Source organism: Tenacibaculum sp. A30 (assembly GCF_051200845.1).
Lineage (GTDB): Bacteria > Bacteroidota > Bacteroidia > Flavobacteriales > Flavobacteriaceae > Polaribacter.
Window position 1 is genome coordinate 79,343 of record NZ_CP195160.1, and the last position, 24,827, is coordinate 104,169.

At 32.8% G+C, this 24,827-nt stretch carries 23 protein-coding genes; 11 read left to right on the forward strand and 12 right to left on the reverse strand.

Going from position 1 to position 24,827, the window contains the following annotated elements:
• Positions 1-4 precede the first annotated feature (4 nt).
• From ACR9ES_RS00365 to ettA, 3 genes are all read left to right on the forward strand, one after another.
• A complete protein-coding gene (locus ACR9ES_RS00365) occupies positions 5-181 on the forward strand; it encodes a CAL67264 family membrane protein (RefSeq protein WP_299002611.1) in 177 nt (58 codons plus the stop codon).
• A gap of 78 nt (positions 182-259) precedes the next feature.
• On the forward strand, positions 260-658 hold the full coding sequence (locus ACR9ES_RS00370; RefSeq protein ID WP_435254660.1) for a four helix bundle protein: 399 nt from the start codon (positions 260-262) through the stop codon (positions 656-658).
• A gap of 33 nt (positions 659-691) precedes the next feature.
• Complete coding sequence (ettA, locus tag ACR9ES_RS00375) at positions 692-2,383, forward strand: energy-dependent translational throttle protein EttA (protein WP_274633515.1); 1,692 nt, start codon at positions 692-694, stop codon at positions 2,381-2,383.
• A gap of 363 nt (positions 2,384-2,746) precedes the next feature.
• On the opposite strand, the gene ACR9ES_RS00380 is transcribed toward ettA, so the two are convergent.
• The 3 genes from ACR9ES_RS00380 to argS all read right to left on the reverse strand — a co-directional run bounded on the left by ACR9ES_RS00380 (position 2,747) and on the right by argS (position 6,761).
• Positions 2,747-3,202, reverse strand: coding sequence for a hypothetical protein (locus tag ACR9ES_RS00380; RefSeq protein ID WP_435254661.1), 456 nt, complete (start codon positions 3,200-3,202; stop codon positions 2,747-2,749).
• A 97-nt stretch (positions 3,203-3,299) separates the two neighbouring features.
• Positions 3,300-4,688, reverse strand: a complete 1,389-nt coding sequence (lpdA, locus tag ACR9ES_RS00385; RefSeq protein WP_435254662.1) for a dihydrolipoyl dehydrogenase — start codon at positions 4,686-4,688, stop codon at positions 3,300-3,302.
• Between the two features lie 300 nt (positions 4,689-4,988).
• The gene (argS, locus tag ACR9ES_RS00390; RefSeq protein WP_435254663.1) at positions 4,989-6,761 is read right to left on the reverse strand and encodes an arginine--tRNA ligase; all 1,773 of its coding nucleotides are present in this window, start codon (positions 6,759-6,761) and stop codon (positions 4,989-4,991) included.
• 122 nt (positions 6,762-6,883) lie between these two features.
• Between argS and ACR9ES_RS00395 the strand changes: the two genes are divergently transcribed.
• Entirely contained in the window at positions 6,884-7,381 is a 498-nt protein-coding gene (locus ACR9ES_RS00395; protein WP_274634898.1) for a YkgJ family cysteine cluster protein, read from the forward strand.
• 55 nt (positions 7,382-7,436) lie between these two features.
• Positions 7,437-8,270, forward strand: a complete 834-nt coding sequence (locus tag ACR9ES_RS00400; protein ID WP_435254664.1) for a sterol desaturase family protein — start codon at positions 7,437-7,439, stop codon at positions 8,268-8,270.
• Positions 8,271-8,272: 2 nt separating this feature from the next.
• Here ACR9ES_RS00400 and ACR9ES_RS00405 read toward each other — a convergent pair whose 3' ends face one another.
• Positions 8,273-8,851 carry an adenylosuccinate lyase gene (locus ACR9ES_RS00405; RefSeq protein WP_435254665.1) on the reverse strand — a complete coding sequence of 193 codons (579 nt, stop codon included), beginning with the start codon at positions 8,849-8,851 and terminating at the stop codon, positions 8,273-8,275.
• Between the two features lie 45 nt (positions 8,852-8,896).
• Here ACR9ES_RS00405 and ACR9ES_RS00410 point away from each other — a divergent pair, with 45 nt between their 5' ends.
• The 4 genes from ACR9ES_RS00410 to ACR9ES_RS00425 all read left to right on the forward strand — a co-directional run bounded on the left by ACR9ES_RS00410 (position 8,897) and on the right by ACR9ES_RS00425 (position 12,796).
• Positions 8,897-9,604 carry a toxin-antitoxin system YwqK family antitoxin gene (locus ACR9ES_RS00410; protein ID WP_435254666.1) on the forward strand — a complete coding sequence of 236 codons (708 nt, stop codon included), beginning with the start codon at positions 8,897-8,899 and terminating at the stop codon, positions 9,602-9,604.
• A gap of 153 nt (positions 9,605-9,757) precedes the next feature.
• Positions 9,758-10,945, forward strand: coding sequence for a tRNA 2-thiouridine(34) synthase MnmA (mnmA, locus tag ACR9ES_RS00415; RefSeq protein ID WP_435254667.1), 1,188 nt, complete (start codon positions 9,758-9,760; stop codon positions 10,943-10,945).
• Between the two features lie 19 nt (positions 10,946-10,964).
• Positions 10,965-11,774 (forward strand): toxin-antitoxin system YwqK family antitoxin, encoded by an 810-nt coding sequence (locus ACR9ES_RS00420; RefSeq protein ID WP_435254668.1) that lies wholly within the window; start codon positions 10,965-10,967, stop codon positions 11,772-11,774.
• Between the two features lie 83 nt (positions 11,775-11,857).
• The gene (locus tag ACR9ES_RS00425; RefSeq protein ID WP_435254669.1) at positions 11,858-12,796 is read left to right on the forward strand and encodes an NAD(P)H-dependent flavin oxidoreductase; all 939 of its coding nucleotides are present in this window, start codon (positions 11,858-11,860) and stop codon (positions 12,794-12,796) included.
• Positions 12,797-12,917: 121 nt separating this feature from the next.
• Here ACR9ES_RS00425 and ACR9ES_RS00430 read toward each other — a convergent pair whose 3' ends face one another.
• The 3 genes from ACR9ES_RS00430 to hutI all read right to left on the reverse strand — a co-directional run bounded on the left by ACR9ES_RS00430 (position 12,918) and on the right by hutI (position 15,673).
• Positions 12,918-13,928: a formimidoylglutamase gene (locus ACR9ES_RS00430; protein ID WP_435254670.1), complete on the reverse strand. Its 1,011-nt coding sequence runs from the start codon at positions 13,926-13,928 to the stop codon at positions 12,918-12,920.
• A 40-nt stretch (positions 13,929-13,968) separates the two neighbouring features.
• Positions 13,969-14,271: a GIY-YIG nuclease family protein gene (locus tag ACR9ES_RS00435; RefSeq protein WP_435254671.1), complete on the reverse strand. Its 303-nt coding sequence runs from the start codon at positions 14,269-14,271 to the stop codon at positions 13,969-13,971.
• A 169-nt stretch (positions 14,272-14,440) separates the two neighbouring features.
• On the reverse strand, positions 14,441-15,673 hold the full coding sequence (gene hutI, locus ACR9ES_RS00440) for an imidazolonepropionase (protein WP_435254672.1): 1,233 nt from the start codon (positions 15,671-15,673) through the stop codon (positions 14,441-14,443).
• Positions 15,674-15,722: 49 nt separating this feature from the next.
• On the opposite strand from hutI, the gene ACR9ES_RS00445 reads away from it, so the two are divergent.
• Positions 15,723-16,151 carry a DUF3995 domain-containing protein gene (locus tag ACR9ES_RS00445; RefSeq protein WP_435254673.1) on the forward strand — a complete coding sequence of 143 codons (429 nt, stop codon included), beginning with the start codon at positions 15,723-15,725 and terminating at the stop codon, positions 16,149-16,151.
• Between the two features lie 154 nt (positions 16,152-16,305).
• Here ACR9ES_RS00445 and ACR9ES_RS00450 read toward each other — a convergent pair whose 3' ends face one another.
• The 3 genes from ACR9ES_RS00450 to fumC all read right to left on the reverse strand — a co-directional run bounded on the left by ACR9ES_RS00450 (position 16,306) and on the right by fumC (position 19,807).
• The gene (locus ACR9ES_RS00450; RefSeq protein WP_435254674.1) at positions 16,306-17,511 is read right to left on the reverse strand and encodes a DUF3883 domain-containing protein; all 1,206 of its coding nucleotides are present in this window, start codon (positions 17,509-17,511) and stop codon (positions 16,306-16,308) included.
• 267 nt (positions 17,512-17,778) lie between these two features.
• Complete coding sequence (locus tag ACR9ES_RS00455) at positions 17,779-18,252, reverse strand: nucleoside deaminase (RefSeq protein WP_435254675.1); 474 nt, start codon at positions 18,250-18,252, stop codon at positions 17,779-17,781.
• A gap of 154 nt (positions 18,253-18,406) precedes the next feature.
• Positions 18,407-19,807, reverse strand: coding sequence for a class II fumarate hydratase (gene fumC, locus ACR9ES_RS00460; protein WP_435254676.1), 1,401 nt, complete (start codon positions 19,805-19,807; stop codon positions 18,407-18,409).
• A 146-nt stretch (positions 19,808-19,953) separates the two neighbouring features.
• Between fumC and ACR9ES_RS00465 the strand changes: the two genes are divergently transcribed.
• Positions 19,954-20,130 carry a hypothetical protein gene (locus tag ACR9ES_RS00465; protein ID WP_028891109.1) on the forward strand — a complete coding sequence of 59 codons (177 nt, stop codon included), beginning with the start codon at positions 19,954-19,956 and terminating at the stop codon, positions 20,128-20,130.
• Positions 20,131-20,287: 157 nt separating this feature from the next.
• Here the strand turns inward: ACR9ES_RS00465 and ACR9ES_RS00470 are convergent, their stop codons facing one another.
• Together ACR9ES_RS00470 and yidC are read right to left on the reverse strand one after the other, a co-directional pair.
• Positions 20,288-22,723 carry a TonB-dependent receptor domain-containing protein gene (locus ACR9ES_RS00470; protein WP_435254677.1) on the reverse strand — a complete coding sequence of 812 codons (2,436 nt, stop codon included), beginning with the start codon at positions 22,721-22,723 and terminating at the stop codon, positions 20,288-20,290.
• A gap of 204 nt (positions 22,724-22,927) precedes the next feature.
• Positions 22,928-24,799 carry a membrane protein insertase YidC gene (gene yidC, locus ACR9ES_RS00475; protein WP_435254678.1) on the reverse strand — a complete coding sequence of 624 codons (1,872 nt, stop codon included), beginning with the start codon at positions 24,797-24,799 and terminating at the stop codon, positions 22,928-22,930.
• Positions 24,800-24,827 lie beyond the last annotated feature (28 nt).

Below are 24,827 nucleotides of genomic sequence, written 5' to 3' on the forward strand. Positions count from 1 at the left end.
GGCAATGAACAAAAACACTGTCCTAGGTTGGGCAACGCTTGTAATGATTTTAATGGGAATATTACTTATTGGATTAGCAATATTCAAGTATGATGAAATAGCTGGATATGGCTTTGGTGCTGTTGGTTTAGGTTTTTTTGCAAATGCATGGGTGTTTAATGCCCTAAAAGGTAGAGTTTAAAATAAGTTTATGGTTTGTAGTTTTTTGTTAATAAGTTCTTGCTAAATTTCAAAAATAATAAAGCTATAAAACTAAATTATGGGAAAGATTGAAAAGTTTGAAGATTTAGAAGTTTGGCAAAGAGGAAGGTTAATTTGTCAATATGTTGAAGAACTTTTTCAAAAATCTAATTTATCAAAGAATCATAGCTTGAAAGATCAAATAGAAAGAAGTTCGGGTTCAATAATGGATAATATAGCAGAAGGTTTTGATAGAGATGGAAATCGTGAATTTCATAACTTTTTAAGTTATGCTAAAGGTTCTGCAGGAGAACTAAAATCTCAAACTTATAGAGCTTTTGATAAAAAATTGATTACAAAAGAACAATTTGAAAAATTATCTGAAATGTGTGAAATTGAAAAGAATAAAATAGGAGCTTTCATGTATTATCTAAGAAATTCAGATATCAAAGGACAAAAATTCAACAGAAAACCCTAAACCACAAACAATAAATTATAAACAACAAAACAAATGAGCGACGATAAAAAAGTCATTTTTTCAATGAATAAGGTCTCTAAGACCTATCAAAGTACAGGAAAACAAGTTTTAAAAGATATTTATTTAAGTTTCTTTTACGGAGCTAAAATTGGTATTTTAGGTTTAAACGGTTCGGGTAAATCTACCTTGTTAAAGATTATTGCAGGAGTAGAAAAGAATTATCAAGGAGATGTTACTTTTTCTCCAGGGTATAAGGTTGGATACTTAGAGCAAGAACCGCAATTAGACGAAGAAAAAACTGTTTTAGAAGTTGTTAAAGAAGGAGTAGCAGAAACGGTTGCTATTTTAGATGAATACAACAAAATAAACGATATGTTTGGATTGGAAGAAGTGTATTCTGATCCAGATAAAATGGATAAGTTAATGGCGCGTCAGGCGGAGCTACAAGATAAAATAGATGCTTCAAACGCTTGGGAATTAGATACCAAGTTAGAAATTGCAATGGATGCCTTACGTACCCCTGAAGGAGATAAAAAAATCGGAGTATTATCTGGAGGAGAGCGTCGTCGTGTAGCCTTATGTCGTTTATTATTACAAGAACCAGAAATTTTATTACTTGATGAGCCTACCAACCACTTAGATGCTGAGTCGGTACACTGGTTAGAGCATCATTTAGCACAATATAAAGGAACGGTAATTGCGGTAACGCACGACCGTTATTTCTTAGATAACGTTGCAGGATGGATTTTAGAATTGGATAGAGGTGAAGGTATTCCTTGGAAAGGAAACTACTCTTCTTGGTTAGATCAAAAATCTCAACGTTTAGCACAAGAAAGTAAAACTGCTTCTAAGCGTCAAAAGACCCTAGAACGAGAGTTAGAATGGGTTCGTCAAGGAGCAAAAGGTCGTCAAACTAAGCAAAAAGCACGTTTGAAGAACTATGAAAAATTAATGAGCCAAGACCAAAAGCAAACGGAAGAAAAATTAGAAATCTACATTCCGAATGGTCCACGTTTGGGAACCAATGTAATAGAAGCTACAGGTGTTTCTAAAGCATATGGAGATAAATTATTATACGAAAACTTAGAGTTCAATCTTCCACAAGCAGGAATTGTTGGAATTATTGGTCCGAACGGAGCAGGTAAAACTACTATTTTCAGAATGATCATGGGAGAAGAAACTCCTGATGCTGGAAACTTTTCTGTTGGGGAAACAGCTAAAATAGCCTATGTAGATCAGTCGCATTCAAATATTGATCCTGAAAAAACTATTTGGGAAAACTTCTCAGAAGGTCAGGATTTAGTAATGATGGGAGGAAAGCAAGTAAACTCTAGAGCATACTTAAGTCGTTTTAATTTCTCAGGAAATGAGCAAAATAAAAAAGTATCTACATTATCAGGGGGAGAGCGTAACCGCTTACATTTAGCAATGACGTTAAAGGAAGAAGGAAACGTACTTTTATTAGATGAGCCAACAAACGATTTAGATGTAAATACCTTACGAGCGTTAGAAGAAGGTTTAGAAAATTTTGCAGGATGTGCCGTAGTAATTAGTCACGATCGTTGGTTCTTAGATCGTATTTGTACACATATTTTAGCTTTTGAAGGAAATAGCCAAGTGTATTTCTTTGAAGGTTCTTTCTCTGATTATGAAGAGAACAAAAAGAAACGTTTAGGAGGTGATTTAATGCCAAAACGTATCAAATACAAGAAGTTAATTAGATAATAATTAGTTATCATAAATTAGATAAAACAAAACTCGAAGTTAGCAGCTTCGAGTTTTTTCTTTTTCTATAACAATTATCCCCCCAATGTTAAACTGTTTTGTAGATAGTTTTTCATAGTAATGGTATTGTGTTAATGTTTTAAAAATTTAACAATAATCATTCCTAAAATTTTTTTTTTGTTTAATTGTTGCTTTAACTGTAATTTATAATGGTTTTAATTAAGGTTTTTTAAAAATGTAATTATTAAAATAACAAAAGCTCACCAATTGGTGAGCTTTGTATATCTTAAGGTTGAGAATCTAATATTTAAACCTGATAAATAAATGGAGATTAAATAGTTCTCTAGTTATGTACTTCCTTTTTTACTGATGATAAGCAGCGTTATGAGCTAAATCCCCATTACAACTGTTACATTTTCCAGCAGCATCTCCACCACCAGCACAACCATTAGCACAGGTATAATGATATTGTCCAGAAGCATTTGGTCCACTAGAAGTAGTTGGAGCTATAGGTGTCGATATTGGTGTGTTTGAGTTCGTGTTTTGAGAATTGTGAAACGCTTGGTTATGCGCAAGAGGAGTTTTACAAACAGGACAAGCGGTACCTTGTATACTTGATGTACCTCCTTCACAATTTTTAGGACATATATAATGTGCTCCTCCAATAATATTAACAGTACTATTGTTAGCATTTGGAAGTTGAGGAGTTGGACGTTCGTTAAAAGGAACTGTTAACGGGTTTACAGGTGCTTTCTTTTCCTCTGTTTTACAAGAATAAAAACAGCATAATAAAACGAATAGTGTGAATATTTTTTTCATATTTCAAATATAAAAAAAACCTCACCATTTTGGTGAGGTTTGTCAATCTTTATGTGTTTTCTAAAATCTAGAAATTGAATAATCTGAAATCTATATTTTATAAGTGAATTACTTCATCATAAGCATCAGCTACAGCTTCCATAACCGCTTCACTCATTGTTGGGTGAGGGTGGATGGCTTTTAAGACTTCGTGACCAGTAGTTTCTAATTTACGACCTAAAACAGCTTCAGCAATCATATCAGTTACACCAGCACCAATCATGTGGCATCCTAACCATTCACCATACTTAGCATCGAAAATAACTTTTACAAATCCGTCAGGAGTACCCGCTGCTTTTGCTTTACCAGAGGCAGAGAATGGGAATTTACCAACTTTTAATTCGTAACCTTTTTCCTTTGCTTGCTCTTCTGTTAAACCAACAGAAGCAATTTCTGGAGTAGCATAGGTACAACCAGGAATATTTCCATAGTCAATAGCTTCAGTGTGTAATCCTGCAATTTTTTCTACACAAGTAATTCCTTCCGCAGAAGCAACGTGCGCTAAAGCAGGACCAGGAGTTACATCTCCAATCGCATAGTATCCTGGGATGTTCGTTTGATACCAGTCGTTTACTAAGATTTTATCTCTATCAGTAATAATTCCAACATCTTCTAAACCGATGTTTTCAATATTTGTTTTAATTCCAACAGCAGATAAAACGATGTCTGCTTCTAAAATTTCTTCTCCTTTTTTAGTTTTTACAGTTGCTTTTACTCCATCACCAGAAGTATCAACAGACTCAACAGAAGAACTAGTCATTACTTTAATTCCAGCTTTCTTGAAAGAACGCTCCATTTGTTTAGAAACATCTTTATCTTCAACAGGAACAATATTTGGCATAAATTCAACCACAGTTACATCAGTTCCCATCGAGTTATAGAAGTGTGCAAACTCAACTCCAATAGCACCCGAACCTACAACAATCATCGATTTTGGTTGTTTTGGTAAGCTCATCGCTTCACGGTAACCAATTACTTTTTTACCGTCTTGTGGTAAACTTGGTAACTCACGTGAACGAGCTCCTGTAGCAATAATAATATGGTCAGCTGAATACTCAGTTACTTTACCATCTTTATCAGTAACATCTACTTTTTTTCCTGGTTTCACCTTACCAAATCCGTCGATGATATCAATTTTATTTTTCTTCATTAAGAACTGAACACCTTTGCTCATTCCTTCAGCAACACCACGACTACGCTTAATCACAGCTTCGAAATCTTTATCGATAGCTTCTGCTTTTAAACCGTATTCATCAACATGTTTTAAATAATCATATACTTGCGCAGATTTTAATAAAGCTTTGGTAGGAATACACCCCCAGTTTAAGCAAATTCCACCTAAGTTTTCCTTTTCAACTACAGCGGTTTTAAACCCTAATTGAGAGGCTCTAATAGCAGTTACATAACCTCCAGGACCGCTTCCGATTATTAGTACGTCGTATTTCATGTTTCGTTATTTAAAGATTTAAAATTAAAAGATTAAAGCTCATTTTAATTACAGAATCATTCAATCTTTTAGTTGTTTTTATTTTTTCGATTGAATTTTTTAATCGTTCAACCTTTTAATTTTTTATTAATTAGGGCGTTCGAGCGGGCTTTCACTACTCGCTTTTTTTAATTGGTGTTTCGACTACGCTCAACAACCAAAGAAAAAAGAGCTCAAACAAACCGTTCAATCCCTAACGCAAGCCATTAATGAACTTTATAAGTAGTTAACTTTCTCATTAACTCATTGCTTCATTGATTACTACATTCTTTCAGGAACTTGAATTCCTAATAATTTGAATGCAGATTTTATGGTATCAGCTACTTTTTTAGATAACTGAACTCTAAATACTTTTTTATCTTGATTTTCTTCTCCTAAAATTGATACGTTTTGATAGAATGAGTTGAACTCTTTTACCAAATCATAAGTGTAATTAGCTATCACAGCTGGTGAATAATTACTCGCCGCTTGCTGAATTACTTCAGGGTACAATTCTAATTGTTTGATCAATTCTTTTTCTTTTTCGTGTAATTCTACTGATACAGGTGTTGAATAATCAAAATCAGCTTTACGTATGATAGATTGAATTCTTGCATACGTATATTGTACAAACGGACCTGTATTTCCTTGGAAATCTACCGATGCTTGTGGGTCAAACAAAATTCTCTTCTTAGGGTCTACCTTTAAAATGAAGTATTTTAAAGCTCCTAATCCGATAGTTTTATATAATTCCTCTTTTTCTTCAGTTGAATACCCTTCTAGCTTTCCTAATTCTTGTGAAATTTCACGAGCAGTGTTTGTCATTTCATCCATTAAATCGTCAGCATCAACTACAGTACCCTCACGAGATTTCATTTTTCCTGAAGGTAAATCAACCATTCCGTAACTTAAATGGAATAATTGTTTTGCCCAAGAGTATCCTAATTTTTGTAAGATTAAGAATAACACTTTGAAATGATAATCTTGTTCGTTACCTACGGTATATACCATTCCGTTTACATCAGGAAAATCTTTAGAACGTTGAATAGCAGTTCCAATATCTTGTGTCATATATACTGCAGTTCCATCTGAACGTAACACTAATTTTTCATCTAGCCCTTCGTCAGTTAAATCACACCAAACAGAACTGTCTTCTTTTTTGTAGAAAACTCCGTTTTGTAAACCTTCCTCAATAATATCTTTTCCTAATAAATAGGTGTTACTTTCATAGTATAATTTATCAAAGTTAACTCCGATGTTTTCATAAGTAACGTCGAAACCTTTGTATACCCATCCGTTCATCATTTCCCAAAGAGCAACAACTTCCTTATCACCAGCTTCCCACTTACGTAACATTTCTTGTGCTTCAACAAATAAAGGAGCTTGTTTTTTAGCATCGTCTTCAGGAACACCAGAAGCGACTAGGTTGCTAATTTCTTTTTTATATTCTTGATCGAATTTTACGTAGTAATTTCCAACCAGTTTATCGCCTTTTAATCCAGTTGATTCAGGAGTTTGACCTTCTCCAAATTTTTTCCAAGCCAACATTGACTTACAAATATGAATACCACGATCGTTGATAATTTGTGTTTTGTAAACCTTATGTCCCGCAGCTTTTAAAATCTCAGCAACAGAATATCCTAACAATACATTACGAACATGTCCTAAGTGTAAAGGTTTGTTAGTGTTAGGAGAAGAATATTCCACCATACGTGCATCTGTTTTGTCTTCTTTTACAAAGCCATAAGTTGCATCTGATGCAATTTCATTAAAAAAGTTTACGTAGAAAGAATCATCAACAACTAAGTTTAAAAAACCTTTTACGACATTGTAGCTAGTAATTTCGTTGATGTTTTCAACTAAGTATTTACCTAAATCTTCACCAATTTGAACAGGATTTCCTTTTTTGTACCGTAGTAATGGGAAGACAACAACAGTAACGTCTCCTTCAAAATCTTTACGGGTTGCTTGAAATTCTACATTAGGAATTTCTACATCATACAAGGCTAAAAATCCTTCTTTTACTTTCGCTTCAATTAACGATTGAATATTCATTGGTTCTTTTTAGATTATCGGACAAAATTAGTGTTTTTAATTTTTTATTCCCACGATTTTACAGATGATTTTTTGAAGCACTTCTATAGCATACTTCAATACTGCTTTTGTACCTTTGCGGTATGGATAAAGACCTAGAAAACTTATCGAAATTAGCGAATGACGCTTTACAAGAAAATAAGAAGTATTTTCAAAAGTTAAAAAAGCGTACACCAAAGCGTTTAGATTTATTAATGCAAGAGCTGCATGATGAAGAATTTGAGCGTACTGATTGTTTAGCATGTGCTAATTGTTGTAAAACGACTTCACCTATTTTTACAGAAAAAGATATTGAGCGTATAGCAAAGCACTTAAAAATGAAGGTGGTTGATTTTACTAAGCAGTATTTAAGAAGAGATGAAGACAATTTTATGGTGTTGCAATCTGCTCCTTGTACTTTTTTAGACGAGTCTGATAATACTTGTTCTATTTATGATGTGCGCCCGAAAGCCTGCTCGGAATATCCACATACCAATCGCAAGAAATTTATTCAGTTAGCTGATTTGACGATTAAAAACACAGAGGTTTGTCCTGCTACTTATAGGATTGTAGAAGAGCTTAAAAAAAGGTTGCCTCAGTAAAGTAGAAAGGAAGAAAATCATATATTTTTTCTATTTTTAGAGAAAATATATCATTGTGGAAACCCTTATACACTATTTTGAAACCATTCCTTCTAGTCATAGAAGTATTATTTTAGTAGGCGGAATTGCTTTTTTTTGGCTACTAGAAGGTGCTGTACCGTTATTCAATTTTAAATATAATAAATGGAAGCATGCATGGCCTAATTTGTTTTTTACTGCAACTACGGTAATTGTCAATTTCGTTTTGGCTTTTTTATTATTAAAAACTGCCGATTGGGTACAAGCAACTAATTTTGGCTTAATTAATTGGTTACCAGAAATGCCGTTGTGGTTGTATGTGTTATTAGGGGTATTGTTTTTAGATTTCTTCGGAGCTTATCTAGCACATTTGGTAGAGCATAAAGTAAAACCTTTGTGGATGGTACATTTGGTACATCATTCAGATCATAAGGTAGACACTACCACTGCAAACCGACATCACCCGATAGAGAGTGTTATCCGTTTTACATTTACTTTACTAGGCGTTTTTTTAGTCGGAACCCCAATAGGTATCATTATGTTATATCAATCAATGTCTTTGGTATTTACGCAATTAACACATGCTAATATTAAGATGCCTAAAAAATTAGATAAAGTATTAAGTTATGTAATTGTATCACCAGATATGCACAAAGTGCATCACCATAACTTATTACCCTATACCGATTCTAACTATGGAAATATTTTTTCTATTTGGGATCGTTTATTAGGAACGTACATGGAGTTAGATAGAGAAAAAATAGTGTATGGAGTCGATACATTTCCTGATGAAGAAAAAAACTCTAGTTTAAAAGAGCTATTAAAGCAACCTTTTCAAGGGTACAGAAAACCTACGAATTTGAATGAGTAAGATTAAGATTTACTCTTTTCAATAAAAACTAAAACCTTTTTACCTCTCGCAGCACAACCTTTACTTTCATGAATCACTTTAGTACGAATAACATGTTCCAGTTCAGGATGCACCCAATCTTTTTGTAAGCCAAATAAGTATAAAGTATTCATGGTATAAGCTTTAACTGCTATTTTCTGATTGGTAATTAACCAGTCGAATCCAGTTTCAATAATTAAATCTATATGTTTTTGGGTGAGTTGTTGCTGAGTTTTATTTGCTGTTTTAGAAGTATATGCAATAGCTATGTGTTCACAAATTTTAGCACAAGGTCTTATAGCACTATCAAAATGTACTTTGGAAATGTTTTGAGTAAAAATTTCTAAATAAGGAAGAATATGCTCTATTCCGTGATGAGTGCAAATCCATTCCAATACCCAAGCAGCTTTGATAGATAGTTTATTATCGATATCAAAAGTAAATTCTACTAAGTTTTTTACAAGTATTGGGTTTTGTAATACAATATTTGAAGCTTTTTCTCTGTTTATTCTAGCAGCAGTATCAACATCATTTAAAACAGAAATTAAAAAATCAGCATTCATATTGGTATGGTTTATGTAAATTTGAATAGTAAAAGAAATAATAGCATGATAAATATAAACAGGATATTTTCAACAGCACTTCTATTGTCAGCATTTTTTATAAGCACTGCGCAGGCACAAAAAATAAATCAGTTAGATGCTAACGGAAAGAGAGATGGAGTGTGGAAAAAATATTATGATGATGATAAAAACGATGTTCGATATACAGGACAGTTCAAAAACGGTAAAGAAATAGGAACTTTTAAGTTTTATGAACTAAATTCTTATGGAGTTCCGTCTATGACTAAAGAATTTTCAACAAAATCTGATAGTGCTTTTGTTCAATTTTTCACACCAAAAGGAAAAGTGAAAACAGAAGGTTGGATGATAGGGAAAAAACGAGTAGGTAAATGGACGTATTATTTTACTGATGGAAAATTATTTTCAGAAGAAGAATATGTGGATGGTAAGTTAGATGGAGTAGTAAAAAATTATTACAGAAACGGAAAACTAACCGAAGAAACCTATTATGAAGAAGGAAAAAAAAGCGGAATGTCTAAAATATTTACCGATTCAGGTATTATGATTGAGGAGGTAAATTATGTAGAAGGAAAACTTGAAGATGAAGGAAAATATTACGATTTAAAAGGAAACCTAAAAGAAAAAGGGATGTATAAAAACGGAAAAAGAGACGGTAAATGGGAGTTTTATATGGATGGAGAAGTCGTTACCGATAAAAGAAAAAGAACCGTACATTCAATACCCAAAAATTAACAGCTAGAGATAGTAAATACAAAATTAAGTTTATAATAAATGATGATGGACTCAGGTATACTTGAGTCCATCAATTTTTATAATGATGTCATCAAATATTTCCATAATAAAAACATTTATTATTTCGTAAATTTGCAGCTTCAAAAGTACAAAATGAAAAGAGTAGTAGTAGGACTTTCGGGAGGTGTAGATAGTAGTGTAACAGCTTATTTACTAAAAGAACAAGGATATGAAGTTATTGGGCTGTTTATGAAAAACTGGCATGATGACTCAGTAACTATTTCCGATGAATGTCCGTGGTTAGAAGATAGTAACGACGCAATGATTGTTGCAGAAAAATTAGGAATTCCTTTTCAAACGGTTGATTTAAGTGAGCAATACAAAGAACGTATTGTTGACTATATGTTTAACGAATACGAAAAAGGACGCACACCTAACCCTGATGTATTATGTAATCGCGAAATTAAATTTGATGTGTTTATGGACATCGCATTAAGTTTAGGAGCTGATTATGTAGCAACGGGACATTATTGTAGAAAAGCAGAAGAAATTATTGATGGAAAGCCTGTATATAAATTATTAGCAGGAAAAGATACCAATAAAGACCAGTCGTACTTTTTATGTCAGTTATCACAAGAACAATTATCAAAAGCATTGTTTCCAATAGGTGAGTTGACAAAACCAGAAGTTCGTGAAATAGCAAAAGAAGCCGATTTAATTACTGCCGATAAAAAAGATAGCCAAGGATTATGTTTTATTGGTAAAGTAAGACTTCCTGATTTCTTACAGCAAAAATTACAGCCTAAAGAAGGAGAAATAATTCAAATTCCAACAGATTTTGAACAGTACAATCGTACAACTCCTCAATTTGAGAATAAAGAAGGTGAGTTAGCTTACTTTTCTACAAAGTTTTCTTACAACAAAGAAAATGGAAAAGTTGTAGGTAAGCATCAAGGAGCACATTATTTCACTAAAGGACAACGTAAAGGCTTAGCGGTTGGTGGTACTAAAGAGCCACTATTTGTTATCGAAACAGATGTTGATACCAATATCATTTATACAGGAGAAGGAAAGGATCACCAAGGATTGTATCGTAATGTCTTGTTTGTTTCTAATGAAGAATTGCATTGGGTGCGTGAAGATTTAGCATTACAAACTGGTGAAACGATGGAAGTAGAGGCACGTATTCGTTACCGTCAACCTTTAGAAAAAGCAACGCTACATAAAGTAGAAAATGGATTGTATGTTGAGTTTGATAATCCTCAATCAGCGATTCAAGAAGGACAATTTGTTGCTTGGTATACAAATGAAGAATTATTAGGCTCGGGAGTGATTTCGTAGAAAAAGAAAAATATAAATTATGAAAAAAATATTGCTATTATTTGTAGTATTCATTTGTGCTAATGGATACTCTCAAAAAGATTCTATTACAAGTTATTTAGATAGAGAATTAAAAATAACGACTAATAAAAATGATGCTAAATATATTGAGACCATTGTAAAAAAAGATTCTCTTTGGGAGTTTGCACTCTATTATAGAGATGGTAAAATTTTTAAGAAAAGGTTCTCAAAAAATAATGTAGGAAAGAAATATGTAGGAAAATCTCTAGAATTTCACCGAAATGGAAAACTATCAAAAAGATCTTTTTATAATGTAGGGGGTGAATTAGAAGGAAAAATACTTACATTATTTGATAATGGAAATAAAAATTACACAGGGTTTCATAAAAACGGAGTTCCTTCAGGTTTATGGAAGTATTATCACTACAATGGTAATTTAGCAGCAAAATTTTATTATGATGTAAGTGGAGATATAGAAAAATATATCTTGTTTAATGAAAAAGGAGAAGAGCTTAAAGATGATGTTTATACAAAGTTTAGAAAGCCTGTTTTTAAAAAAGGAGAAGAAGAGTTTAGTTCAAAAATAAACTACTTAATGGATAATCTAAGCTATGCTATTAATACTAAAATTGATATAAATTTTATTATTGATGTTGATGGTAGAATTCGAGATGTATGGGTAGCTAATACGATTCCAAATAAATTAAGAAAAGAGATAAGTAACTTTTTTGAATCGATTAAAGGATGGGAGCCTGCTGAAGAAATGAACAGAAAAATACCATATGTTTACAGTATTGCTCTTAATATAAAGACAAGAGTTATTGATTAGATAGCTAAATAATAAATAAAATAAGACCTCGATTTTCTCGAGGTTTTTTTGTGCTTCCTAGCTAATGATTGTACATTTACGAGATGCAAAATAAAATTACTAAACTATTTAATATACAGTATCCAATCGTTCAAGGTGGAATGATTTGGGTTTCAGGATGGAGACTAGCTTCAGCAGTATCTAATGCAGGTGGATTAGGGTTAATCGGAGCAGGTTCTATGTATCCTGATGTATTACGAGAACATATTCAAAAATGTAAAAAAGCAACTGATAAACCTTTCGGAGTAAACGTACCAATGTTATATCCTGATATTGAAAAAATCATGGATATCATTGTTGAAGAAGGAGTGAAGATTGTATTTACTTCTGCTGGAAATCCGAAAACCTGGACATCTTTTTTAAAGGAAAAAGGAATTACTGTAGTACATGTAGTAAGTTCAGTGAAATTTGCTTTAAAAGCGGAAGCTGCTGGAGTTGATGCCGTAGTTTGTGAAGGTTTTGAAGCAGGAGGTCATAACGGACGTGAAGAAACCACTACGTTTACGTTAATTCCGATGGTAAAAGAACAAGTTGAAATTCCTGTAATTGCTGCAGGTGGAATTGGATCGGGTAGAGGTATGTTAGCGGCAATGGTATTGGGAGCAGATGGTGTACAAATAGGAAGTCGTTTTGCTGCAACTGTGGAATCATCAGCGCATGAAAACTTCAAAAAAACAATTGTAGATGTAAAAGATGGTGACACGCATTTAACATTAAAAGAGTTAGCACCAGTTCGCTTGGTGAAAAATAAATTCTATCAAGAAGTACAAGAATTATATCAACAAAATCCAACGATAGAAGATTTAAAAGAGTTATTAGGACGCGCTCGTGCTAAACGAGGAATGTTTGAAGGTAATTTAGACGATGGTGAGCTTGAGATTGGTCAAGTAGCAGGATTGATTCACGAAATTAAACCAGCGAAAGAAGTGCTGGAAGCTATAATTTCTGAATATGAGCAAGTAAAAAAAGAGCAATTGTTTTAATCGCAGGACGATTGCCAAAAAATAAAGAAATTCGTCATTCCGAACGAGGTACGAGGAGGAATCTTAAAATTGAGAAATAAACATTCTTAAGATTTCTCTCTTCGTTCGAAATGACAACTTTTTATGAATTACTTTTAGCCTTTATAAAATCAGAAATTAGATAGCTGATATATTTTCCAACTTGTCCGTTAGCAATTTCATCTTTAACTACTGCGGGAGCACCTTCACAAATATGTAGATATGAGGCGTTTTGTAGCTTCCCAAAATAATGTGTAAACCTACGTGCTTGTTGTGGTGTAAATCCACTCGGAGTCATGGCACTACTTGGGAAATGTTGAATACAATCTAAGTCTATTTCAATACCAAAAGGTTGCTCTTGAATAAAGTTTTTAGCGCGTTGTAATTCTCCATCAAAAGAAGTAGATTGATAGACTTCTAATTCTTCAAAAGTGTTGTATTCTAGGTTTAAACTGTCATGAATCATCTCAAAAATATACTGAGGTGTATAGTTTTCATGCAATCCAAACATAAAGTAATGGTTGATAAAACCTTCTTGTAAAGCATACGAAAACCCATTACCACTATGACGTTCCTCCAAACGACGTAAATCGGTATGTGCATCTAGATTGATTACATTTATAGGTTTTTCTTTAGCTTGTGAAAGTCCCTTAATATTTCCGTAGGCATTGTTATGTCCGCCACCAATAATGATTGGAGTTTTACCACTTTCAACAATTCTTTTGATAAGGCTTGAAAGTTCTTTATCAATAGCTTTTACTAATAAATCACCCTTTTCTCTATCAGAAACATCAAAATCATATACATCATCTAAACAGTCTAGATATCCTAAAATTAGAATATCATTTCCGTCGATAAATTGGTTTTGTTGGGTGTTTAAAAAAGACTTTAAAGTTGGAATAAAAGCGGTATGTGCGCCACCATTTCCACCATTCATACGAACACCAATATCTTCAGGAACTCCTAAAATTACAAAGGAAGCATCTGAATTTTCAAGCGCTGATTGTAATTCTTTTTTAGGATTGATAACAGCAACGCATTCTCCTAATTTTGTTTCTCCTTCACGAGGAGTTACAAGTCCTTGTATGTCTTTTTCGTTGAATATTGTTAGCATATTGTTGTATTGTCATTCCTGCGTAGGCAGGAATCTTTTGTTAGTTGTACCAGTTTTTAGCTAAATCGTCCCAATTAGGATTCTCTTTGATTACTAAATTTATCTTCCATTCTCTTTTCCACTTTTTCATGTTTTTCTCTCTTTTGATAGCTTCCTCAATAAATTGATGTTCTTCAAAGTAAATCAATTTATCTAGGTTATATTTTGAAGAAAAACCTTTTATAAGTTTGTTTTTATGCTCAAAGATTCTTCTTTCAAGATTGTTAGTAACACCAATATATAAAACACCATCTTTTTTATTGGTGATGATATAAATATAATATTGATGATTGGTTTTATGCATCTTAATATCCTCTAAGAGATTCCTGCCTACGCAGGAATGACAAGCTTTGTTAAAATGTCATTTCGAACGAAGAGAGAAGTCTTAAGAATGTTTGTAACTCACCTTAATGAGATTTAGCTTCGCTGAACCTTACGGTTTCTTTTTATCACTCGGAATGACAAGGTGTAATTTACAGCTCTTTCCCGTTAATAAATACTGAATCAATTAAATTACTTCCGAATGAATACGGTAAAAACCCATATGAAGGAATTTCTTTGGTAAGAATTAAATTCGCTTTTTTTCCTTTGGTAATACTTCCAACTTCATCAGATAAGTTCATCGCATATGCTCCGTTAATCGTTGCAGCATTAATCGCTTCTTCAGGAGTCATTTTCATTTTAATACAAGCTGTTGCTACGACAAAATTCATGTTGCCAGAAGGCGTTGAACCTGGATTGTAATCAGTAGCTAAAGCAAGAGGTAATCCTGCTTTGATAATATCACGAGCAGGCGTGTACGGAATACTTAAAAAGTACGAACACGAAGGCAATGCTACAGGCATAGTTTGTGTTCCTTTCAAGGCTTCGATATCTTCAGGATTCATTATTTCTAAGTGATCTACCGACAATGCATTGTGTTTTATACTTACCTGAACTCCACCAATGGTAGTAAACTGATTTACGTGTACCTTTGGCCTTAATCCGTATTGTTGCGCAGCGGTTAAAATTCTGTCAGTATCTTCTACCGAAAAATATCCAGTTTCACAAAAAGCATCTACAAAATCCGCTAAATTTTCTTCGGCAACTTTAGGTAACATTTCTTCAATAATTAAATTAATGTATCCTTCTTTGTTGTTTTTATATTCGGTAGGGAAAGCATGTGCCCCTAAAAAAGTAGCTTTGATAGGAATATTGTAGTTTTCGCGTAGTTTTTTAATAACACGTAACATTTTTAACTCAGCATCAACAGTTAAACCATATCCTGATTTTATTTCAACCGCTCCCGTACCTAAAGCAATCACTTCCTCCAATCGTTTTGCCGATTGTTGGTACAACTCTTCTTCTGAAGTTTCTTGTAATTTCTTAGCAGAATTTACAATACCACCACCACGATTGGCAATTTCTTCATAACTCAAACCGTTAATTCTATCCACAAACTCTTGTTCACGATTTCCTGCATATACAATGTGTGTATGCGAATCGCACCAAGTAGGTAACATCATTTTACCTGTACAATCCACCGTTTTATCAGCAGAAGTAGGGGCTTTTTTCATGCTTCCATAATCGATAATAACATCGTTTTTAACCAATAAAAAAGCGTTTTTTATGGTAGGTAAAATGTTCATCGCAGCTCCTGATACTTTTTTGGTATCTGTTTCTCTGATTTGGATTAATTCTTTGATGTTTATGAATAAAGTTGTCATGTTAAATACTTAAATTTGTTAGACAAACTTACGGTAAAAACTACAATTTATGGTACATTTTTTAGGAGTGATTTGTGTTTTAATTCTCTTTTTTATCTCGTTAATTCACGTTTATTGGGCTTTTGGTGGAACTTTATGGGTAAATGCTGTAATACCAACCAAAATAGCCAATGAAAAAGCAATGAATCCGCCTAAAATACTAACGTTTTTGGTGGCTATGGTTATCAGTGGTTTTCCAGTAGTGTATGCAGAAAAAATACAGCTTTTTACGTTAGGTTCAATGCCCACATGGCTAAAAGAGTATGGACTTTATGTAGTGGCTAGTATTTTTCTTATTAGAGCTATAGGGGATTTTAACTATGTAGGCTTTTTTAAGAAAGTAAAAGCGACAGAGTTTGCCATAAACGATACCAAGTATTTTTCTCCGTTGTGTTTGTTTTTAGGGGGAGTTGGGTTGTTGATTGAGATTTTGCCGTAGACTAAGTTTTGTAACGTGTTTGTATATGGTTTGTTGCGTGGTTTAAGCAACTAATTTAGTAAATAATTACCGACCAAGAAAGTCCGCGAGGACTTTCGTAAGTAGGCGATAAGCCAGCAATAAATTATATACGGTGTAGCCAACCTTTATTTTTCTATTCAAATGTTATTTTATAAGTCATAGGTTCCATTTTAAAATCATTTTCGTTTTCAAAATTCGGTTGTTTAATTCTCAATATTTTTGGCTTTTCTAAACTTAATTCAGAAACGCAGTATAAATAATAATTTGGATATTCTTTTGACTTTCTAAATTCGTTTCGAGATAGAAAGAAACTTTTGTTCGATTTGTTAGTCGAAATAGCCTTGACTTCAATTTGTTTCTGTGTTCCATCTATTTCAAACGAAATAATGTCAAAACCAAGTTTCGGATTATTAGCAATTGAACGAACTTTTTCGGCTAAATCTGGATAATCAGTTCTTAAAAACTCTATTTCGCTCTTCAAAACAATTTCTTCGGCTAAATTTCCGATTTCTATTTGTTTTTCAAGTTGTTTTATATAATCAATTTCGGTTTCAGGTTCTACCAAAGTTTCCAAGTCAATAGCTTTTCTCGGTTGGTAATTTGGCAATTCAGGTTTTTTCTTTTCGCCAGTTTTTTTAGATTGAATTCTTACTTCTTTACTTTCTTTAGATTTCTCAAATTGAAAACCATAAATCCATAAAAACGAATGAGCGTCAAGCAATTCAATTCCGCTAAACTTTGTTTTAAGATAGTTTTGAAATTGTTTAATTATTCCAACATATTCTTGATAATTCTCCCAAGATGAATTATGACTTGTTTTTAAGTCGATATTTAAAGAACTAAAAATTAAGTCAAATCTCGTTTGTGAAATCGGAAGATATTTTTGAGAGTTTTTAATAAAGAATAAATATGCAATTAATTGATATGAAAATCCCAATTCTGAAAATTGGTCAAAAGCCTTTTTGTCTTTGATTTTACTTTTAAAAAAATCAAAAAGTAATTTTTCGTTTTTTTGATTCGCTTTTAGTTTACTAAAATTGTCCTTTTTTCTCCAATCAATTAAATTGTTTTGATGAGTTTCATAATTGTAAATGACATTTGTCTGAATTGAATCTTTTACTGATTTTAAAATTCTGCCATTTCCAATTTCATCCTCTTTCCAAGTTTTGGTCAAAAGACTATTTTTTGCTTGTTCTAAAACTGCGTATTTGTAGTTTTCGCGTTCATTTATGAAACTGTTTGTTTTAAATTCAACGAGTTTTTCAGTCGTGTCTTTTTCCACAATATTTTTGAATTCAGTTAAAGCGTATTCAAAAGTTTTCTTGTTAATTTCAATCATTCAGAGCGTAATTTTTTAATGGTTGGCAACTTGTTATATGTCAAACTTTATTTGTTTTATCCCGACAATAACATGGGATATAATAAAGTTTAGCAATTTTTATTTTCTCAAATATAAAAAATAAATAGAAGAAAGAAGGTGATTTTTATTGAGGAGAAATCCTAAGTTTAAAGTGAGTGATATAAATGAATAAAAGTGTTTACTACTTCACTAAAAATAGTAGTTAAAAAAAATTCCCTTGTAAAAAATACAAAGGGAATTTACTTTTTAATATTCAATTTTATCTTCTTTTTCAGACCATTTCTGAAAAGGTTCTAAGGCAATGTTACGTCCAATTTGTTCAAACGGAATGCTTCTTTTTTCGTATGGTAACGGAATTTCTTTGTAAATAAATTCATCATCAAAACCAATATTAGCAGCATCTTGCTGGTTACTTCCGTAAAAAACTTTATCAGGACGTGCCCAATAAATAGCGCCTAAACACATAGGGCAAGGTTCGCAAGAGGTATATACAGTACATCCATCTAATTGAAAAGAACCTATATTTTTACAAGCATCACGAATGGCTGTTACTTCTGCGTGTGCAGTTGGGTCGTTGGTAGAAGTAACCTTGTTGTTTCCTCTTCCGATGATTTTTCCATCTTTAACAACAATACAACCAAAAGGCCCTCCTTCGTTGTTCTGCATTCCTTTTAAAGCAGCTTTTACTGCTTCGCTCATATATTCTTCGTGTGTATTCATATTTCTTAATTTTATTCTCGATACTAATTTTACTCATAAAAATGAGTAAAATTCACTCGAATTGACAAATTTTTATCAAATTACTAACAGATTTTATTAGCTAAAAAAAGCCACAATTAAGTGGCTTTTATGGTTTTATAACAAAAATACGTTTTTACTTTAAACTTCCAATCATATCTTCTGGTTTTACCCATTCGTCATATTGTTCTGGAGTTACATATCCTAAACGTACTGCTTCTTCTTTTAAAGTAGTTCCGTTAGCGTGTGCTGTATTTGCAATTTCAGCAGCTTTGTAATATCCAATTTTAGTATTTAATGCTGTAACTAACATTAATGAGTTGTTTAATAACTCAGTAATTCTTGTTTGGTTTGGTTCAATACCAGCGGCACAGTTTACATCAAACGATACACAAGCATCTCCAATTAATTGAGCTGATTGTAATACGTTAGCAGCCATCATAGGTTTGAATACGTTTAATTCGTAGTGACCTTGCGTACCACCAACAGTTACAGCAACATCGTTACCCATAACTTGTGCACAAACCATAGTCATAGCTTCTGCTTGTGTTGGATTTACTTTTCCTGGCATGATAGAAGATCCTGGTTCGTTAGCAGGAATGATGATTTCTCCAATTCCTGAACGAGGTCCTGAAGCCATTAAACGAATGTCGTTGGCAATTTTATTTAATGAAACCGCTAATTGTTTTAAAGCTCCGTGTGTTTCAACTAAAGCATCGTGCGCTGCTAAGGCTTCAAATTTATTTTGAGCAGTAACAAATGGTAATCCTGTAAACTCAGCAATATATTTAGCAACTAACACATCATAACCAGCAGGAGTGTTTAACCCAGTTCCTACCGCAGTTCCTCCTAAAGCTAATTGCGCTAAATGCGCTAAGGTGTTTTTTAAAGCGTTTAATCCGAAGTTTAATTGCGCTACATATCCAGAAAATTCTTGTCCTAAGGTTAGGGGAGTAGCATCCATTAAGTGCGTACGTCCAATTTTTACAACATCTTTAAAAGCTTCTGCTTTTGCTTGTAACGTATCACGTAATTGCTCAACACTTGGAATGGTTACTTCTACAACTTTTTTGTAAGCAGCAATGTGCATACCCGTTGGGAAAGTATCGTTAGACGATTGCGATTTGTTTACATCATCGTTCGGTTGGATAGTTTTTTCACCTTCACCAATTACTTTTCCAGCAATTTCATGAGCACGGTTTGCTATAACTTCGTTAACGTTCATGTTACTTTGTGTACCAGAACCTGTTTGCCAAATTACTAAAGGGAATTGATCATCGTGCTTTCCTTCTAAAATTTCATCACATACTTGTGCAATTAAATCACGTTTTTCAGCAGCTAAAACACCTAACTCTGCGTTAGTGTAAGCAGCAGCTTTTTTTAAGTATGCAAATCCGTATACTACTTCTAAAGGCATAGAGGCAGCAGGGCCAATTTTAAAATTGTTACGAGAACGCTCAGTTTGTGCTCCCCAATATTTATCAGCAGGTACTTCTACCTGTCCCATAGTGTCTTTCTCAATTCTATATTTTGTCATTATGAAATGATTTAAAATGCTAAAAATTAATGATGTCCAAAATTACAAATTCTTATAGTTTTTACGAGTTATTTTTATTAGATTTTATTGGAAGAAAAGAAAAATAGTTATAATTTTGTGGCATAACAATTATTAAGAAGAAACAAATGTTAGATTTTTCAGAATTCTCAGGATTAGTATTATTCATGTTTATTTTTACAGCTGGATTTTGGCTGTTAATTTTCTTATTAACATTTGTAGTTCCTTACTGGATTGGTGGAACTATCTGGGAAAACATGAAATTAAAAAGAGAAGCTAAAAGAGCTGCCGAAGAAGGTAAGTAATCTTTAGATATCATAAAAAAATATTCAAACCACGTTATTTACGTGGTTTTTTTGTGCCTTTATTTAACTAGAAATAAGTTTGTCAACCTAAGTTTTTACAACAAAAAAGAGAGCTGATTGTTCAGCTCTCTTTTTATTATTGTATTTGAATGAAGTATTAAAACCCTTCACCACCACCATCGAAATCTCCGTTTCGTTCAGGGCGTTCACGTTTTTTCTTTTGGTTGAAACGATACGTGAAGCTTAAAGATATTTGGCGTTCTCTCCACTGGAATTCTTGGTATGATCTTACATCTTCAGTATTGGTGTAGCCTTTTCTTTTACGTTCGTTAAACAAGTCGCTAACATTTAATACTACAGAAGCCTTTTCTTTAAAAATATCTTTACTAAAAGCTAAGTTTGTTACAAAAATACCTTCTCTACTTCCTTGTGCATCATCTTGAGGACCACGATACATAATACGTGTTTGCCAATCGATTTTTGCAGGTAAGGTAATTCTAGAATTAAAACGAGCAAACCAACTACTACTATTAACTTCGGGTAATGTTTTTGTTTCTGTTACTGTATTACCAGTATCAGCATCTATATAAGAAAAAGAGTAATCGAAAGCATCAGTATTAAACTTAAAATAGTTAAAGGTTGCTGATAAACGTGCCCATTTAACAGGATTATAGTTAGTTGTTAATTCGAAACCGTAACGATTTTCATCATTTAAATTTAAGAATTGACGAACAAACACGTTTCCGTTATCTCTAGTTTCTACTCTTGATACAGGTCTAATTAAATCTGTTGAAAATTGATAATATAAAGATGAGTTTAAAGTAATTTTACTAACTCGTGTAGTATATCCTAAATCAAAAGAACTAGTGTAAGCAGGATTTAAATCAGGGTTTCCTTTAAAAACATTAGTGCTAGAACTTCGGGTTTCAAAAGGGTTTAAAAACCAGTGGCGTGGTCTTTGTAATCTACGTGCATACCCTAAAGTTAAATTATCAGTTTCATTAAATTCATACCCTAAATTAACGGTTGGAAACCATTCCGTATAGTTTTTGTCAGAAAAGTCTCCAGTATTTAAAACTTTTAAATCTATATCTGTGTATTCAGCACGTAATCCTAAAAGATAAGAGAATTTATCTATTTTACTACCATATTGAGCATAGTAGGCATAAATATATTGTTTAAAATCAATAGCGTTTGAAGGATCAAACTCAAAAGGTTGCCCATTTGCATCACGTACTTTAAAATCAGAAGTTAGATCTTGTAAATCAGCTTTATGTCCTAATTCTAACTGGCTTTTTTCACCAAAAGGTAATACATAATCTATTTGTAATAATCTGTTCTTAGATTTAGTGATTTGATTATTTCTTTCAGTTAAAACAGAATTGTTTGTAATGTTAGCATATTCATCTTCTTCGTTTTCGCTATACTGTAAGTCGATGATTAATTTTTGACCTTTGTCGTCTATATTGTTCGTATAGTTTAATGAATATTGGGTATCGACATCATCTTCTGTTTCAAACTCAATTCTTTCAGAACTCCTAATAAGAGATTCATCTGGAGCAAAAGTACGGGTGTTGTTGGTTGCGATATCTTCTCCATCATTATTTCTATAGAAAACAGTACCTGTAATAGAGCTTTTATCATTTAAGTAGTATTCTAGTCCAAAAGAACCATTAAAGTTTTTATTTTTTCTATCAAAAACTCTTTTTTCTGTACTTAAACTATCGATTACACCATCAGATAAATAAGTGAAGTCACTAAAAGAATTTCCTGGACCTTTTCTGTATGAATACCCTAGGTTAGAAAAGATATTAATTTTTTTTGTACGGTAGTTTAAGTTACTACTTACTTGATATAAGTCAGGATCTCCTACTGAGAAGTTTACAGATCCGTTAAATCCTGTAATTTTTCCTTTTCTAAGAATAATATTTAAAATACCTGCAGTACCCTCAGCATCATATCGAGCAGAAGGAGAAGTAATTACTTCTACCTTTTCAATAGCATCAGCAGGGAGGTTTCTTAAGGCGTCTGTACCTGTTAATCCTACTAAGGCAGAAGGTTTACCATCAATTAAAATACGAACGTTTTCATTTCCTCGTAAGCTTACAGCTCCCTCAGCATCTACGTTTACAGAAGGTACGTTATCTAGCACATCAGAAGCATTACCTCCTTTAACAGTCATATCTTTACCAACATTGTAAATCTTTTTATCTAATCGTATTTCTACGGTTGATTTTTCTGCAATAATTTCAATTTCATCTAAGGTTTCGGTATCTTCAGAAAGAGAAATTACACCTAAGTTTTTATTTTCGGTTAGTGTGTGGTTTCCTAAGTTCTTAGATTTAAAACCAATAAATTCAACTTGTACAGCATAAGTACCCGATGAAACATCTATAGAAAAGTTTCCTTTAGCATCAGTTACCCCTCCAACAATTTGTTGAGTGCTGATGTTTGTAAGTACTAATGTTGCGTATTCTAATGGTTGTTTTGAGTTGGTTTCAACAACTTTTCCTGTTAAAGTAATTTTTGAACCACGTTGGGCAAAAGTTGTAAAACTAATTAGTAAAATAATAAGTAAGGTAAATTTCTTCATTACGTTGATTTATAAAGCATGTTTGACTGCAAATTTCCCGAAAGGTTTAATGGTGTTTAGTTAAAAGAATGTTAAATCAGAAATGGAAGTGAAAAAAGGAGAAATTAACAACGAAAAATAGAAAGGGTAAAAATGAAAAACCAACTTTTTCATCGAGTAGAAAAAGTTGGTTTTTTAAAATTGAATAACCTAAAGGTAGGTAATTTATTTTTTCTTAGCGCGTTGTTGTGCAGCTTGTTGTTCTTGAGCCTGCTTCATCGCAGCGTCTAAACGCTCACGGAATTTACTCTTTTTAACAGGCTTCTTTTTGTTTTCTTCTATCTGAGCGTGAATCTTATCTTCATCAATTACGTAGTTTTTAATAATAAACATAATTGCAATAGTTAACAAGTTAGAAATGAAATAGTATAAACTTAATCCACTTGCGTAGTTGTTAAAGAAGAATAACATCATTATAGGAGAGAAGTAGATCATCCACTTCATCATTTTGCTCATGTCTGGCATCCCTTCTTGTGTAGGTGCCTGCATATTAGCTTGTTGACTTTGGTTCATTTTCATATAAAAGAAAATCGCCACAGATGCTAAAATTGGGAATAAACTTACGTGATCTCCATAAAATGGAATCTTAAAAGGAAGTTGAAAAACCGTATCATAAGAAGATAAGTCAGTAGCCCATAAGAATCCTTCTTGTCTAAATTCGATATTCGTAGGGAAGAATTTGAATAAAGCAAAGAACACTGGCATTTGCATTAATGCAGGAATACAACCCGACATCATGTTAACTCCAGCTTTTCGCTGTACCGCCATTATTTCTTGCTGACGCTTCATAGCGTTTTCTTTACCTGGGTATTTTTTGTTGATTTCTTCCATTTCTGGACGAATCACTTTCATCTTAGCACTAGATAAATATGATTTGTATAAAACAGGAGACATTAGTATACGAACAACAATCGTCATTAAAATGATGATTAATCCGTAGTTACCAATAAATCCTTTTAACATGTTAAAAACAGGGTAAAATATTGTACGGTTTAAGAAACCGAAGATTCCCCAACCTAAATCGGCAATTTCGTCAAGGCTAGTACCTTTATATGACTTTAATAAATTATAATCGGTGGGTCCGTAAAACCATTGCATGTTATAATTTAATTCTCCGTTAGTTAAAGCTAAAGGAGCTTTTAATCCGTAGGTTTTAGTATAAACGCTATCTACATCTTCACCTGCAAAATCAACAGATTTTAACGTAGCATTGTTTAAAGGAGTTTCTGAGGTTAATACAGAAGAGAAGAAGTGTTGTTTAAACGCAACCCAGTCAATATCATTAACCACTTCATTATCGTCCATTTGTAAGTAATCTACTTCATCATCAGCTTTGTAATAGTAGTAAGAGTACATGTTTTCGGTTTGTAAACTCTTTTCGTGTCTAAAACCTTTTAAGTTCCAATCTAAGTTGATTTCTTGAGAACTGTTGATAACATTACTTAAACCTTGTGAACGAATAGCGAAACCGACACGGTAATCACCTTCTTTCATTTCATAACGGTACTCTAAGAATTTATCTTCAGCAACCTTTAACTTCATAGAAAGTACTTGCGCCTCTCCATTTTTAGTAAGGGTAGGAGTAAATAGTAAGTCTTTGGTGTTTAAAATTCGGTTGTCAGTAGTACCGAAGTTGATATTGAACGATGCGTTTTTGTCTTTAACTAAGTATAAAGGTAACGAATCGTACGTTTTATAGTTTTTAATTAAGGCTTCAATGATTTGTCCACCTTTGTTATCTACCGTTAATTTAACAAGGTTGTTTTCAATAGTAGTACTACCTTCTTTAGTTGTTGAAGCACCATAAGCAAAGGCTCCAAACTTATTTTGTAAAGCAATTTGCTGTAACGAATCGTTTAAAACGGTGTTTTCAGTTAAGTTGTTCTGAACGTTTTCGGTAGCGTTAGTGGTTTGTTCTGTTTGAGTAGTGGCTTCAGGAGTTTCGTCTGGTCTTTGGGTATTCATCCACCAAAGCATAATTCCTCCTAATAAAAGCATTCCTATAAAGGAATTTAAATCAAATTTTTTTTGTTCCATTGATATATGTTAAAATGTCAACTTGTCA

What these genes read in the sequence shown, in the direction of transcription:
- ACR9ES_RS00405 (WP_435254665.1), bottom strand. Translation starts at nt 8,851, where the DNA reads ATGAATGCTGATTTTTTAATTTCTGTTTTAAATGATGTTGATACTGCT.
- ACR9ES_RS00435 (WP_435254671.1), bottom strand. Translation starts at nt 14,271, where the DNA reads ATGCATAAAACCAATCATCAATATTATATTTATATCATCACCAATAAA.
- ACR9ES_RS00425 (WP_435254669.1), top strand. Translation starts at nt 11,858, where the DNA reads ATGCAAAATAAAATTACTAAACTATTTAATATACAGTATCCAATCGTT.
- ACR9ES_RS00465 (WP_028891109.1), top strand. Translation starts at nt 19,954, where the DNA reads ATGTTAGATTTTTCAGAATTCTCAGGATTAGTATTATTCATGTTTATT.
- fumC (WP_435254676.1), bottom strand. Translation starts at nt 19,807, where the DNA reads ATGACAAAATATAGAATTGAGAAAGACACTATGGGACAGGTAGAAGTA.
- ACR9ES_RS00420 (WP_435254668.1), top strand. Translation starts at nt 10,965, where the DNA reads ATGAAAAAAATATTGCTATTATTTGTAGTATTCATTTGTGCTAATGGA.
- ACR9ES_RS00430 (WP_435254670.1), bottom strand. Translation starts at nt 13,928, where the DNA reads ATGCTAACAATATTCAACGAAAAAGACATACAAGGACTTGTAACTCCT.
- yidC (WP_435254678.1), bottom strand. Translation starts at nt 24,799, where the DNA reads ATGGAACAAAAAAAATTTGATTTAAATTCCTTTATAGGAATGCTTTTA.
- ettA (WP_274633515.1), top strand. Translation starts at nt 692, where the DNA reads ATGAGCGACGATAAAAAAGTCATTTTTTCAATGAATAAGGTCTCTAAG.
- hutI (WP_435254672.1), bottom strand. Translation starts at nt 15,673, where the DNA reads ATGACAACTTTATTCATAAACATCAAAGAATTAATCCAAATCAGAGAA.
- ACR9ES_RS00470 (WP_435254677.1), bottom strand. Translation starts at nt 22,723, where the DNA reads ATGAAGAAATTTACCTTACTTATTATTTTACTAATTAGTTTTACAACT.
- ACR9ES_RS00410 (WP_435254666.1), top strand. Translation starts at nt 8,897, where the DNA reads ATGATAAATATAAACAGGATATTTTCAACAGCACTTCTATTGTCAGCA.
- ACR9ES_RS00445 (WP_435254673.1), top strand. Translation starts at nt 15,723, where the DNA reads ATGGTACATTTTTTAGGAGTGATTTGTGTTTTAATTCTCTTTTTTATC.
- ACR9ES_RS00455 (WP_435254675.1), bottom strand. Translation starts at nt 18,252, where the DNA reads ATGAATACACACGAAGAATATATGAGCGAAGCAGTAAAAGCTGCTTTA.
- ACR9ES_RS00395 (WP_274634898.1), top strand. Translation starts at nt 6,884, where the DNA reads ATGGATAAAGACCTAGAAAACTTATCGAAATTAGCGAATGACGCTTTA.
- lpdA (WP_435254662.1), bottom strand. Translation starts at nt 4,688, where the DNA reads ATGAAATACGACGTACTAATAATCGGAAGCGGTCCTGGAGGTTATGTA.
- ACR9ES_RS00450 (WP_435254674.1), bottom strand. Translation starts at nt 17,511, where the DNA reads ATGATTGAAATTAACAAGAAAACTTTTGAATACGCTTTAACTGAATTC.
- ACR9ES_RS00365 (WP_299002611.1), top strand. Translation starts at nt 5, where the DNA reads ATGAACAAAAACACTGTCCTAGGTTGGGCAACGCTTGTAATGATTTTA.
- ACR9ES_RS00380 (WP_435254661.1), bottom strand. Translation starts at nt 3,202, where the DNA reads ATGAAAAAAATATTCACACTATTCGTTTTATTATGCTGTTTTTATTCT.
- ACR9ES_RS00370 (WP_435254660.1), top strand. Translation starts at nt 260, where the DNA reads ATGGGAAAGATTGAAAAGTTTGAAGATTTAGAAGTTTGGCAAAGAGGA.
- argS (WP_435254663.1), bottom strand. Translation starts at nt 6,761, where the DNA reads ATGAATATTCAATCGTTAATTGAAGCGAAAGTAAAAGAAGGATTTTTA.
- mnmA (WP_435254667.1), top strand. Translation starts at nt 9,758, where the DNA reads ATGAAAAGAGTAGTAGTAGGACTTTCGGGAGGTGTAGATAGTAGTGTA.